This is a genomic window from Sporosarcina pasteurii (assembly GCF_041295575.1).
Lineage (GTDB): Bacteria > Bacillota > Bacilli > Bacillales_A > Planococcaceae > Sporosarcina > Sporosarcina pasteurii.
On record NZ_CP160452.1, the window covers coordinates 1063103 to 1077708 of the forward strand.

Consider the following 14606-nt stretch of genomic DNA (forward strand, 5'->3'; position numbering starts at 1 on the left):
TGGATTCCTAAAGGTTTTAATTAAATAAATAATTAGTACGTGCCCGCTACTTACATTTAACTGTTTAAGTAGCAGGCATTTTTTTGTGTGTGCACTATTTTTGAAGTCTTTTGAAACATTTTCCGGAATAATTCGTATTAGAGATAAGTATTGGGAATTAAGGTGACTATGAAATCGCCCAGATTGCATTAGAAAACTGGAGGTGTACAGTTGAAAAAGTCTATTTTTTATCTATTAATATTCCTGCTGTTTATTCTCCTTGTGCTTCTTGTAAAATACATAAATCCAGTCATTATTATCACAATGATCGTTTGTCTAATCGTCTTTGGCGGAATAACGAAAGTTATAAAATCAATCAGAGAAAAGGACCGTAATTAGTAGTAATGTCATCACCTATTCATGCCTAGTAGTTCCGCAATCATTGCGGACTTTATAAACTCGCAATTAAAAACAAAAAAGGATGGGATAAAGTGTTCCCGATTTTAGAAACTGAGAGGCTACTATTACGAGAAATTAAGAAGGAAGATGCAAAGGGAATATTTGCTTGTTTTTCTCATAACGACGTCACACGTTTCTATGGACAAGAAACATTAGAGAATATTGAACAAGCAGAAGAGTTCGTAGACTTTTTCTCGAAAAACTATCGTGAAAAGAGAGGTGTACGATGGGGAATTGAGCGAAAAGGAACTAAAGGTATCATTGGAACAATAGGCTTCAATGCTTGGTTACCTAAGCATAAGCGAGCTGAGATCGGTTATGAAATCCATCCAAATGAGTGGAGAAAAGGATATATAACAGAAGCAGTATTAAAGGTTATTTCTCATGGTTTTGAGGAAATGGGTTTAACGCGAATAGGTGCTGTAGTATTTATTGAAAATGAACCATCAAATAGGTTGTTAACTAAAATAGGTTTTCAAAGAGAAGGCGTTTTGAAAGACTATATGTATCAAAACGGGAAAGCACACGATACATATGTGTATTCATTACTTAAAATGTGTGAAAAAGGAATAGGAAGGAAATAAAAATTAGTTACGAGGTGTTTACATTGACTCAAAAGCATGCACTCGTCATAGGTGGCACAGGTATGCTGTCAGCTGTTTCTCTTTGGCTAACGGAAATAGGCTATCGGGTTTCTGTAATAGGAAGAAGTAAACAAAGACACCACCATTTAGTGAAGAAAGCGGCTGACCCTACTTTAATCAATAGTTTGAGTTTGGATTACAACAACCATTCACAGTTAGAAGACAAGGTTAGAACGGCCATTCAACAAAACGGCCCGATATCATTAGTTATAAGCTGGATACCTTCCATGCAATCATTAGATATCGTAAATAAATTGGTTTCTGAATATATTGATGATTGGAGGCTGTAACAGGTAAAGGGAAGTAGAAGATATTTTATTGATGACATCTTAAATGTACCATCGAATTGTACGCATAGTAGTATTATTTAGGTTTTATTTTAGAAGGAAATCAGTCTAGGTGGTTAACAAATAATGAAATATCGGAAGGTGTAATCAAGAGCGTTCAAGATGAGAAAGCTGAGTCCATCATTGGAAGGCTTCACCCCTATGAAAAGCGTCCAAATTATTAAATGATAAGCTGACAATAATCTGGCCATTTAATTGAATCAAGTACCTAGAAAAAGGTGAATGTCATGGAGTATTTTACGGTTTTACCTATGTGGAATTATTCGGGGAAACAAATTGAAATTATTGATACAAATAGTGTGCGCGTCGGTTTTATCAAGAGAACGTATAAAAGTTTTTGGGATAAACTCCTTCATTACTTGCCTATAACAATTTCCTTTTTGGAAACGATAAATATTGATGGTGAAAATAATGGTCATCAATTAAAGATTAGAGAGCAGTCTTTTAAATCAAATCTCTTGAAATTAAAATGGGATATATTTTTAGAAGATACTGCTACGGAAAGCCAGTTTTTGTTAGAAGATAAAACGAAGATTAGTACGAATCCACATATGGTCTATCACAAAAATAATAATGAATATGTTTTTAGAAAAGATCTATTTAATCGCACTTGTAAAATTAGTGTAAACGATGAAGTCTGTGCAACGATTAGAGTGGAGAAAAAAATTCCACTGTCGTTAAAGGCTGTCGTGAAGACGAATGACCTTACAATTTTGGAGTTACTTGGTATTTATTTTGTAATCAGTTTGGCTTATTAATACATATTTTGAAATAGAATGGGTGCCTATGTGCTGGGCTTGCGTTCGAAAGAATTGTAAAAAGTGTTTGCAATCAGAGAAATGAGTGCGTATCACTTTTCGGAAAACTCCGTAGTATAATAAGGAAGATGGGGCAGGAGTTGAATAGATTGAAAAAACTAATGATGGTAATGTTAGCGCTTGTTACATTGGCAGCGTGTTCGCCGGGTGGGAAAAAGTTAACGATTGAGCCGTACAAATTGAGCGAGAAAGAGCGACAGCTCATTCAACGAACGGGTGTATTCTCCATTGATTATTTCGAAATCAATGGGCACTTAGACGATGCCGATTTACAATTCTCCGTTGTAGTGTATGAGGATGGTAAGTTGAAAGAAGAACTGCTGAAGATGTACGGTATGCTGGATGCTAGTTTTAAAAACGAACTTATTTCCTTTGGCATGTTTGAGACGAAAAATGGGGAAGAAAAACAGCAGTTTACGCTTGAAGTAGGTACGCCGGGAGGTTCATTAGGAAGCTCGACTTATGAGACGGGGATGACGGCGAGTGTGTACGGTGCGCTGATTGACAATAAAGTAACGTTAGAAAAAGAACAGCCACTTTACCTAGCAGGATGGGCTGGGACAACGAAAGATGTAATCCCAACATTACGAGGAGAAAATGGTCAATTGCCTGAAAATCTTGCTAGCTATGAAAGAGCGCTATTATTAAAAGTTCTTTGGACCGTCGAAAAGTAAGGAGATTTTGTTGTTCAGTTTTTTATTCGGAACAGTGTATTGTCATAATTCAACCTTGCACAAGCACCCGATGCTAAGAAAAAGCTTCAAAATGTTTTTTAAAAGTTTATTTTTTGTCCTTTTCATGTTAAATTAATCATAGAGATTTTGTCGAAAATCGTTAAGAGGGAGCGGATAACAACTTATGAAGAAACTACTGAATTTATTGCTGTTATCCCTTTTTGCATTTGTCGCATTTCAATCTTTCTTATTCATAAAGGGCAATCTTGGATCATCGGGCCAAGTTGAATACGAAGTAAATGTAGAGACTCTACCAACTGAACTGCACCCCATTGTAGCTGAGAAGGTGGAGATTTTAAAAGAAAAAGCAGCAGAAAAAGAGATTACAATCCTGATTACAGATGATTACCGTTCGTTTGAAGAGCAGGACAAGCTTTATGATAAGGGCAGAAGAACTCCCGGAAAAGTAGTTACTCATGCGGAGGGGGGCGAATCCTATCATAACTTTGGCCTTGCAGTCGATTTTGCTCTTCAGCTTGAGAATGGTAATGTGATTTGGGATATTGAATATGATGGGAACGGAAATGGTCAATCAGACTGGTTTGAGGTAGCAGAAATTGCAAAGGAGCTGGGCTTTCAATGGGGAGGAGACTGGCGCGGCTTTAAAGATTATCCTCATCTTCAGATGGATTTTGGCTTAACCATTAACAATCTTCAAGAAGGAAAACGTCCCAAAATACCTCAGAGCTAATAACAAAGGGAACTGAAAAACGTTCGGTTTTTAAAGAATATTAATAGCCATACCAAAAATAGTCGACTTTAAAATTCTAAAATATGAATTTTTGGTCGTTTTTTTAATCTTAGAGGCTCGGATATCTTAAGCTAATTGGCACCATGTAGAAGAAAAGGAAATAGCGGAAGAAGATCAGTGTTTGTCACAAGAGGATATAAAGGAAGACTTCCTTAACCGCTCACCTGAGAAGGTAAAGGATAGCAGTAATTGGGATTTCAACCTATCCTTTGGTAAGTCTAAACTAAACAAGGATCTGATAAGGAGAAAGGATATATTCGGTTCGTCAATTGAAAAAATGAGGTCCATAATTCCGATAGCATTGGAAAGATTGGAACAAGAAATTGAGGTAGAGAATGGTTGGAAGGTTGCATTAGAAATAATAAAAATTACTGGTGTTGGAGATAAGGAATACCAGCGAATTGGACATGATGAAGTCGATAAATTAATTAGGGAGGAAGCTGGAGAAAGGTCGAAAAATGAACTCTTTTCATTAAATAATGATTGTATAATGGACGAATTACTAAATGATTATAAATACAAGTTAGAGCACTATGATTAGTGCTCTTTTGTATTCTGTAGTACCTTAATTTGATATTATAAAGTTGGTGATAAAAAATGGAAATAAAAGAGACGTTACAACAAACATTAAATTTATATCTTCCGAAAAAAAGTAAATTAGAGCCCAAAGAAAAAACTATTACCCGTTTAAGTAGTCCTACGCTAGGTCTATACTCAACACTATTATCTTTTCTAGTAATATCAGCAATTATTATATTTGTTCAATTATATTTTGATTTGCACTTCTTTACAGTTAATCCTAGTTATTGGCAATCATTTGTGAATACTGGTTGGACGGTTCATTCATCAATTTTAGCTATTTCGATTACATTAATAATATTTTTAGTTCAAGTCACTGGGGTTAATGCTTCCCAGAGAGTTATTATTCTTAATGAATTTGCTAAAAAAAGTTTGTTATACCCAACTTTATATTGGGCACTTCTTGGGGTTATTAGTTGGGGAGTAACTGCTGCTTATGCAACGAATCCTATTTATTCCGATATTTCTTCTGGATTATTAAATGTCTCTATATTTAATTCTGTAGTAACTATATATCTACTCATTAGGTGGTATAAAACAATTTTAAATGTTTACGATTCACAGTGGACCAGTCAGTTATACGAAAAGTCATTAGAGGAGAATATAAATAATGCCACAAGGAATTATGCAATAGAGCAAGTAATTAATGCAGCATTACTTATATTTAAAACCAATCATTCAAAAAAAATCAAGACGGAAATAGGAATAAATAAGGACAATAAATTAAAGGTAATTAGTTCAAAAAAAAGTGGATACATAATTGATGTTAATTTCGATATGCTAGAAAAAATATTACAACAGTTTGAACATAATGAGTTTATTGAACTACATATTTCTTTTAAGAATAAGGTGATGAAGGGAGATAAACTCTTTTCAGTTTCAGAAACTGTAGATGCCGGTATTAAATCAAGATTGTATAAGTGCCTTACTATTTCGAATAAAAGGTTATTTATTACCGATAATCAACTCGATAACTCATTAGATTCCATTGACGCTATACTTTCTAGTGCTATAAGAGAACAAACAATCGCTAGTATTAGGCACGGTTTAAGCATATATATCAATGCTATCAATATGTTTTTCGAATTTCAGAAAAAGGCAAATATTAATATCGAGAATATACCATTTCAAATTAGCCCTCTGGATTCGGTTATCAGACATATGTATAAACACATTAGGTCAATTGCTTATCAAAATTCTAATGACTTAAATTCAGAGGTTAGTTCGCTATTATCAAATTTATTAATAGAAAGTTTTCGCGAAAGAAATCTCCCTATGTTTAAGCAAGGATTAAAATTTTATCAATATTGGTTTCTATATGCTAAAAATCAACAACAACAGGCAAAGTACATATTGGAAAGAAGTCTGCGGATTACGTATGAACTTGTATGGTTTGATAAAGATTTTTCTGGGGATCTAGCTGACTTTAATAAAGAGTTATTATCATATTACAATAATATTTTCTACCATATATCTACAATGAACAATATAAAATTATATGTAAGTGTTATTGATTCATTATTTGAATTAAAATATATAATTGATGAAAGACAAAAAGTAGACTTTGATATTAAATATATTCAATATGGTTGGCTGTTTTGGTTGGTATTTCGATTAGAGAATAAGAAGCTTTCGATTGAAGATTTTAATCAACTATTACAAATTTTAGTCAAAGGTAATTATAATAAGTGGACTTTATTTCAGGATATAAATCAAGTTGTTTCCAATAATGGTGGGAGAGAGTTCTGGGATGAATGGGAAACTAATGAAAAAGAAACTGCTGATGATATAATTAAATTAGGAGTAAGAACATATTCAAGTGATCCTTTGAATTTACCGACACGTTCTTATGCTTTATTAAGTCTAATAACTGAAAACGGTCGACAACCAAGTAATGATGACTCACAATTCAAACCCTTAATCTATAGGCTAAAAGACGTTGAGAAATTTGCAAAAGATATGGTCGAGAGTGATTACTTAAAGCCAATGTTCAAACAGGAAAAAGAAATATTAATAAATGAGCTTATTCGGTTTCATGATACTGTCAATGAATTATATGAGAAACAAGAAGCAAACTTAATTATTAAATCACAAATATCACAGGAAGCAGTAATAGATTTTAATAACAAATTAAATGAAGTAATTTATAGGTTTCCTAGAGATTTATTTGAGAGATTCGGAATGTACATCCAAACTGAAAATAAAAATTACCAGAAAAAATTCTCAAGAACTTTATTTATGAATAAATCGCTTTTCATTAAAAAGCACCCCTTTATAGGAGTAGATAATGTATTACGAGAATTTTATCCATTATTAGAAAAAAGTATATTTGAATCTATTCAGATAAATTGTAAAGGTTTTGCTTTTAATAATTCTCTAGCTGGAACGATTGACAAAATGATAAGTAAAATGAAGATTGATGGAAACATACCTAAGCTTATTCTAGTACCTTGGGGAACTATGACGCATAGAGAATTTGAAGGTAACGATAAATTTACTTTTTATTATAATTCCACGAGAACTGTTTATGAACACGGTCAGTATAATGGCTGTCCTATTTTATGGTTACCAGAGAAGCTTGGTAATTATATTATCATAATAAATAGTACTAATATCGGCACTTGGATTCAGGGAGTTATAGAAAAAGCTAAATTAAATGTATCAGTAATATCCCTTGACAAATCGACTGTGAATTCAATTATAAGGAAAAGAAAAAAGAAAGGAAATTATTCGGCTGGAAAAAGTGGAAATCATCACAAAAATTATCTTCAACAAAAAGTATTAGTAAGGATTGAAACTGATTATAATTATTATCCATATGAAGGAATAGATGGTTATTATAGTTATATAGGTGATTATTTATCTTAGGATAATAACTAATCAACTTGAGACTGAATCACGCATTACGAAGATATTGATTGAATAAATTAAGCAATAAGAAATCCTTTACCTAAGATCCACTGGGAAAAGGATTTTTTAATGCTAATTGATAAGTACCTGTGCACGGTGCAATTATGACAATTCAATGTTCTGTATAAGTATTAGAAAGGAATGTCTGTTAACATTGTTACAATCAACTTCATTTCATAGACGTATACAATTGTAGCGTATAGTCTGAATAGTTTTTTGCACAGGTATCTTTCACTATGTGCCAAGATTCAACACGATTAGAATTGTTTTAGAACCGGGTACCTTTTAATGGTCAGATAGGTTTTGGAAGGAGGGAATAAGTGAGGATGTTTTTAGATAAAATTAGAACACCAGGTAAAAGCTCTCTTTCAAGAAAAATTGCCAATACGACCCTAATATTTATAGCAGGGTTAATTTTAGGTATCACTCCCAAGGCACTCAATGAGACTGCCAGTAATTTATTGCCGTATTTTCTTGAAGTGTTAGATTTAAGAAACTTCTTTTCCAATATGGGAATTTGGATTTTCCTTGCAATGTTAATAGCTATGTATAGTAATTCCCCATTTAGGTCCGCCATAAATGTATTCTTGTTTTTTATAGGAATTGTTGGGAGTTATTATATTTACACTGTAGAGATGGCTGGTTTTTTCCTAAATCATATATGATGATTTGGGTAACGATGACGATAATATCGCCATTTCTAGCTTTTGTATCTTGGTATGCAAAAGGAAAAAATAACGTTGCTATTTTCATATCATCTATCTTATTCGTGTTGATTTCAAGATAGACTTTTGCCTTTGGATTTTGGTATCTTGATATTATTAATAACTTGGAGTTGTTACTATGGATTGCCACGATTTTAGTTTTATATGAAACGCCAAGACAAATCATGAAGGTGCTAGCAGTAGGAATTCCTCTCTTCTTCCTTACAGCTCATATTAATTTGTTTTGGGGAATGTTATAAAAATTAACTTTAAACATTTCTTATTCTGCTTCATCTAGCGTCCTTTTTTAGTTGAAGATGAAAGTGAAGTTTATTCCACAATCGCGACCGCTTCTAAACCTATCGTATAAAAGTACTAATCACTCACACAATTCAAAAAAAACTGTATCCGTCCCCAAAATTATTTAATTCATTTTGGAGGCGGATTTTTTTATTTTCCCCAAAATGTATCCTTTTTCAAATGAACCGTCTATATAAAAGATGACAAGCACGATTCGTCTATGCAAAAAAACGTCATGCATGGCGAGAAACGCTTGATAGAAAAGTTTTTGAAAAAGGAAGGGGATCACTATGAAATTATTATTGAATGAATCACCACTACAGGTGCTACCATCATTGTCAATCAAAATTGGGTTAAATGAGGCGATATTTTTACAACAATTACATTTTAGATTGCTCATCTCGAAGAAAGTGCGGGATGGGCATATTTGGCATTATAAAACTTACGATGAATGGCATGTAGAAGAATTTCCATTTTGGTCGACCACCACGATCAAAAGAATTATCCGCAAGCTAGAAAATGAAGGGTACATCATTTCGACATCCTCGTATAATCGCATGGTGAATGATAGGACGAAATGGTATCGGATTGACTATTCGAAAATTGAACTTTTGGCAGACCAAAATGACCAAACGCATGGTCCACAATGCACCCTTAAGAAAGGTCAATGTGACTCGTCTAGTGAGGCCAAGTTGGACCTACCTATAACCAAAGAGAATAAAAGAATTAAAAAAGATACTGTCGGGAAGCATCCCGACGTCGTGTCGATTATTAATTATTTGAATGAAAAAACCGGTAAGCATTTTAAAGCTTCTTCGAAAGCGACAGAGCGATACGTAAATGCCCGGTTACGTGAAGGGTACGAACTTGATGATTTCAAAAATGTCATTGACTACAAAGTAAAAGAATGGCTGCACAATGCGCATTGGAATAAATATTTACGCCCGTCCACATTGTTCAATGCAACAAATTTTGAGAATTACTTGGAGGAGTACAGAGGGGCAACTGAAAAAAGAAATCCACCGGTACACACTGTAGCACAACCATTTGAACTAGATTTCAGTAAGGGGGAAGTGTAAATGACGAAGCGTAGTGAACAAATTGAGAAAAGCGTATTAGGCACAATGTTGAACGAGAACTATTTAATTACTGACAGTGGGATCAAGGTGGATTTCTTCGTCAGTCAAATTCACAAACACATTTTTCAGTGCATGCAAGAATTAATCGCGAATCGACGTCCAGTTGACTATGTAACAATCCTAACAATAATGGAGCCTTCAGCCCTTGGTGGTGCGAATTACTTGGCAGATCTCACAAGTTTTACGAATCCAACGAAATTTGATAGCTATGTTGAAGTGATGCTAGAATCGTGGAAAAATCGTGAGAAAAACAAAATCCTTGTACAGGCGAGAGAAGAAGACTGGGAAATCGGGACAATCCAAAAAGCTTTTGAGGATCTAGAACAAGAAGGAAGTGCAGGTCTCGAAACGAGTATTAAAACGGATTTAGTGCGCATGGCTGAAAGGCCTTACGAACCGATGGAACATGTGCCAGGTGTGACAACGGGGTTATGTGACTTAGATAAAATACTCGACGGATTCCAACCAGCAGAACTCATTATCATTGCCGCAAGACCTTCGATGGGAAAGACAGACACATTAAATCATTTCGCACTGCATGCCGGGTTAAACGGTTATAAGCCCATTATCTTTTCACTAGAAATGAGTAAGAAGTCAATGATCGACAGACTTATCGCCACGACAGGTGGGTATAACCGGCTTCGTATGCGCGATCCCTATCAACATTTCTCCAAGGAGCAAAAGTCGACCTGGATGCCGGTACTCGCTCGATTGGACAAAGCCAATATCCATATCGATGAACGGGCCGGGCTGAAAGTATCACAAATGAAAGCGGCAGCAAGAAAAATCATTAATACTGAACCACAATTGAAACCTATTATTTTCATAGATTACTTACAAATTATCCAAGGTGATCTCCCATATGGCAACCGGACTGAAATCGTCGGACAAATTAGCAGTGACTTGAAGCAAATGGCAAAAGAATTTGACTGTCCCGTTGTTTGTCTTTCACAGCTAAACCGTGGTGTTGAAACACGAGATAATAAAAGGCCGATGATGAGCGACTTACGCGACTCCGGAAATATAGAACAAGATGCCGATGTCATTGGGTTTTTATACCGAGATGACTACTACGACAAAGACACAGAAAAACCGAATCTATTAGAAATTAATATTGCAAAACACCGTAACGGACCGACTGGAACGGTGACCGTGCGATATGTAAAAGAAACAGGCATGAAATATGAATTGGCATGCGGAAAGGATGGCGTAAAATGGCGACAGTAAAAGAAGTGCTCGATTTAGCGATTGAAGTGGAATTAATTGGCCTCGCACACCGGGTTTTCTGGGCAATTTCAAAAGGGTTAGTAACTCTAAACGACCCTTCGGAAAGATTAGATACGATTGACTATGACGAAAAAGTCATTGGGGATATAGTGGAGCGGAATTTTCTACAAATCGGGAAAATTAAACTATATATTATCGAAACCCATCATCCAGACATCTATGCATTTTACTACTGTGAAAACGCCTTGGAAGCTCATTCACTCCATCAGGAAATGTTTCGAGAAGTACCGAAACGCTTAACGAATGCTTCTCATTTAATGACGAAGATCTTTCATTTTAATGAAACTGGTGATTCACAAATTTTATATTTTCAGCGCAAGCAAGTGGTATCGTATCCGTATTATTTGGGGCATGCACGAGCGGGGGAGCGGTGGTTGTATCGGGGGGGAGTGGTGCGGGATGATTTACAATAGGTGCCTATGCAAGAAGCTAGTCAGACAATATCGCAAAGTTGAATAACCTATCAGGAGAATACCGAACATATCCGAATACGATTGGCTTCCTTTAATCGATTTCTTCAAAAGGTTAAATTGTCATAAACCAACCTTATTTCATTGGCTTTCGTGATACGATTTATTCTTAACATTGAATTGTCATAAATTAACCGTGTATCGGCATCATGGACGATTGAAGTTGACTTAGGCAACCAACACTAGGAGCGATTTTATCTGCGACCTTGGCTGATTATTTAGTGCGATGATTGCTGGGATGTTTCTATAATTTTTTTAGATGTTTTATCGCGAAATAATGCAAAGAATATATTGAAAATGTATCTTGTATAGATACATTTTCAATTTAAATGAAGTGTCAAACAGACCTGGCTCTAGAATAAACGAGATCCTTCTATATATAGTCCTAATAATAGAACTGGCATTGTAGGAAAGTATTGCCGTTGAAAGTGACGCTTCTATATTATAAAATACTAATACAAGCTGCATTGTTCGTACCAACATTAAGTTTTAACCTTTAAGCTGTAAAAGGGAGTTTTATCATCGAAACTGGAATGGCAAGCCTCGTTCTTTTTATAAACAACGAGGACAGACAGGAAAGTTTCTGCGAACACCCACTTTGAGGAGTGGTGGTTTAAAACTTTCTAACGACGTACGGCAAAGGCGGCTCCTACATACTCATTAACAATTTAATTAAACATGTATAAGCGTCCTACTACTCGGAAATTTCGACTAGAGGATGTTTTTTTATTCGAATTAAATGAACAGACTCTGAGAAAAATAGATCCCCAAAAATTCAACTTTGCCTGCCTCTTATTCAGTGATTACCCGTAATGCACTGGACTTTTATTTGTTATTAAAAAAACTTTTTTAAAAAACGAAATCGACTGTTACATCAATTGTTTACTTACGCCCCAAACTTTAATCCAAAACGACGAAGATTACCTACACCAAGACCTGATTTCGCGTTAATGAAAGGCGGTAAAGTCGTCAAACTATTAGATGCAAAATACTGTGACTTGTGGGAGCGGAACTTACCAAGCGACATGCTATATCAATTGGCGATTTATGCGATAAGTGGAGTTGGGAATAAGACGGCGACGATTATTTATCCGGCGATGAGTGATGTGCCGACTGTGCAGAAGATTAGTATTTAAAGGAATGGTTGGTGAAGGTTTAAAGATCTACATCTGTATGTGTTTTTCATTCATATATGCTGCAGTTACCCCAAAAACTTGAATTGTATAGGGGATTGCAGCATTTTATTTTTTTATGCGTTTTATTTTGGCTAACTTATTAGAATTGTTGTTTAATCTTAGGAAGGGCCAAGATTAATAACCATTACTGTGGTAAAATGAGTCCATAGTATCATACTTTATCCATTGATGGGGAAATATAAGTCCAGTAGAAAATTATAAAGCAAAAGTTGGTGTATCTAATGATTATATATGAATCTACAAAAGAAGAATTTATTGGGGATGTAGTTAACGAGATTCTCGTTGACCGGCTTTATGATTCATATCAAGAGAAAATAGGACGTACATCTAAAGCTGAAATCCGTTCATGGGAAAATTCTTTGCAAAGGATGTCAAACGTAATGCAAGATGAGGATATACCCAATGATGCGTCAGTTGCAATTGAATTTAATATTCCCAATACATCCAAACGTGTAGATTTTTTGGTTGCTGGTAACGATGGAAATCAAGATCACGTTGTTATTGTAGAGTTGAAACAGTGGGAGAGTGTCGAAAAGGTTTCATCAAGAGAAGGGCTAGTGAAAACCTATTTAGGTAAAGGAATACGTAAAACTACGCATCCTTCTTATCAGGCATGGTCATATGCTGCATTAATTGAGGATTTTAATGAAAATGTACAAGAGCAAGAAATTAAGTTGAAGCCTTGTGCATATTTACACAATTATAGAAAAGTTAAAGAAGATCCTTTGACGGATTCACATTATAAAGATCATCTTGAAAAAGCACCTGTTTTCACGAAAGGTGAAATTCAAAAGCTACGCTCATTCATAAAGAAGTATATTCGAAAAGGCGATGAGAACGAATTAATTTACCAGATTGAAAATGGAAGAATTCGACCTTCAAAATCGTTGCAAGATGCTTTGAATAACATGCTAAAAGGTAATGAAGAATTTATTATGATAGATGATCAAAAAGTATTCTATGAAGAAGCTTTTCATCTTGCGCTAGATGCTATTAATAAGAATAAAAAACAAGTTATGATTGTAGAAGGCGGTCCAGGAACAGGCAAGTCCGTGTTAGCAATTAACTTATTGGTTAATCTAATCGACCAGGGACTTGTTACGATGTATGTAACGAGAAATTCTGCACCTCGAAATATTTATTCTACGAAATTAAGGGGAGATTTCAAGAAATCTCATATAGACAATCTTTTTAAGGGGTCGGGTAGCTTTACCGAGGTGGAGGAAAATGAGTTTGATGTATTAATAATTGATGAAGCGCATCGTTTAAATGAAAAATCTGGCCTATTTCGGAATTAAGGCGAAAATCAAGTTAAAGAATTAATAAAAGGTGCAAATTTTACGATTTTCTTTATCGATGAGAATCAAAAAGTAACTTTAAACGATATTGGTAGCGTTGACTTAATTAGGCATTATGCAGATGAGTTTAATGCTGAAATCGTTTCCTATGAACTTACATCCCAATTTCGCTGTGATGGTTCGGATGGATACATAGCTTGGTTAGATGATGTACTGCAAATTAGAAATACTGCAAATATGCATGAGCTAGGCATGGATTATGATATTCGACTTTACGATGATCCAAATGAAATGCTTTCTGAAATTGAAAAATTAAATTTGAAAAATAATAAGTCTCGTATTATGGCAGGGTATTGTTGGGACTGGCCTACGAAAAATCGGCAAGATGTGAATCATCATGATATTACTATTCCAGAACATGACTTCGGTATTAGTTGGAATATCGAAAATACATGGGCGATTGAAGATTCCTCAGTTAGGGAAGCGGGATGTATTCATACCGCACAAGGGTTAGAATTCGATTATGTTGGAGTCATTATTGGAGATGATTTGCGGTTTGAAAATGGACAGATTGTCACTGATTACACGAAACGAGCCAGAACAGATCAATCATTAAGAGGAATAAAGAAAATGGCAAAAGAAGACCCTGAGAAAGCCGAATCTTTGGCAGACCCCATTATACGAAACACCTATAGGACACTAATGACTCGGGGGCAAAAAGGATGTTTTTTATATTGTACTGACCCAGCTTTGCAACAGTACTTTAAAGAGAGACTTGAGAAGGTTACCTTTTATCGGAAAAAAAGACAGGAAATGTTGTATTTGATAGACGAAGGTGAAGGATATGGTTATTAAATTCTACACAAATTAGTCTGGACAAGTAGCTTTTGAAGAAGGCACTGCAAGTTTTTAGACTGTCCATTTTATATATTGGCAAGCAATTCCCATCTATCCTGAAGTTAATTGTCACGTGCCTGGGTATTGAGTGTCG

General features: G+C 35.0%; 12 protein-coding genes, 1 other RNA gene and 1 pseudogene. All 14 read left to right on the forward strand.

The genetic code is table 11. From position 1 onward, the window contains the following. The first annotated feature begins 470 nt into the window (after positions 1-470). The 14 genes and pseudogenes from AB1H92_RS04875 (at position 471) to AB1H92_RS04940 (ending at position 14470) form a co-directional block, all read left to right on the forward strand. Positions 471-1022: a GNAT family N-acetyltransferase gene (locus AB1H92_RS04875; RefSeq protein WP_115361915.1), complete on the forward strand. Its 552-nt coding sequence runs from the start codon at positions 471-473 to the stop codon at positions 1020-1022. Between the two features lie 23 nt (positions 1023-1045). Next, positions 1046-1372 (forward strand): hypothetical protein, encoded by a 327-nt coding sequence (locus AB1H92_RS04880; RefSeq protein ID WP_134268480.1) that lies wholly within the window; start codon positions 1046-1048, stop codon positions 1370-1372. Positions 1373-1656: 284 nt separating this feature from the next. Beyond that, positions 1657-2187, forward strand: a complete 531-nt coding sequence (locus AB1H92_RS04885) for a hypothetical protein (protein WP_115361911.1) — start codon at positions 1657-1659, stop codon at positions 2185-2187. Positions 2188-2336: 149 nt separating this feature from the next. Beyond that, positions 2337-2921, forward strand: a complete 585-nt coding sequence (locus AB1H92_RS04890) for a hypothetical protein (RefSeq protein ID WP_115361909.1) — start codon at positions 2337-2339, stop codon at positions 2919-2921. 184 nt (positions 2922-3105) lie between these two features. After that, complete coding sequence (locus AB1H92_RS04895) at positions 3106-3672, forward strand: M15 family metallopeptidase (RefSeq protein ID WP_115361907.1); 567 nt, start codon at positions 3106-3108, stop codon at positions 3670-3672. Positions 3673-3853: 181 nt separating this feature from the next. Further along, entirely contained in the window at positions 3854-4273 is a 420-nt protein-coding gene (locus tag AB1H92_RS04900) for a hypothetical protein (RefSeq protein ID WP_115361905.1), read from the forward strand. Between the two features lie 56 nt (positions 4274-4329). After that, complete coding sequence (locus tag AB1H92_RS04905) at positions 4330-7179, forward strand: DUF2254 family protein (protein WP_115361903.1); 2850 nt, start codon at positions 4330-4332, stop codon at positions 7177-7179. Between the two features lie 368 nt (positions 7180-7547). Then, a complete protein-coding gene (locus AB1H92_RS04910) occupies positions 7548-7886 on the forward strand; it encodes a hypothetical protein (protein ID WP_134268481.1) in 339 nt (112 codons plus the stop codon). A gap of 629 nt (positions 7887-8515) precedes the next feature. After that, positions 8516-9304, forward strand: coding sequence for a conserved phage C-terminal domain-containing protein (locus AB1H92_RS04915; protein WP_115361899.1), 789 nt, complete (start codon positions 8516-8518; stop codon positions 9302-9304). Further along, complete coding sequence (locus AB1H92_RS04920) at positions 9305-10591, forward strand: replicative DNA helicase (protein WP_115361897.1); 1287 nt, start codon at positions 9305-9307, stop codon at positions 10589-10591. Next, on the forward strand, positions 10579-11064 hold the full coding sequence (locus tag AB1H92_RS04925) for a hypothetical protein (RefSeq protein WP_115361895.1): 486 nt from the start codon (positions 10579-10581) through the stop codon (positions 11062-11064). The genes AB1H92_RS04920 and AB1H92_RS04925 overlap by 13 nt, the downstream gene beginning before the upstream one ends. A 513-nt stretch (positions 11065-11577) precedes the next feature. Continuing rightward, positions 11578-11774, forward strand: a non-coding RNA gene (ssrS, locus tag AB1H92_RS04930) — 6S RNA. A gap of 297 nt (positions 11775-12071) precedes the next feature. Next, positions 12072-12257: a hypothetical protein gene (locus AB1H92_RS04935; protein WP_208407981.1), complete on the forward strand. Its 186-nt coding sequence runs from the start codon at positions 12072-12074 to the stop codon at positions 12255-12257. A 281-nt stretch (positions 12258-12538) separates the two neighbouring features. Then, positions 12539-14470: pseudogene (locus tag AB1H92_RS04940) on the forward strand (DNA/RNA helicase domain-containing protein). Positions 14471-14606: the final 136 nt, after the last annotated feature.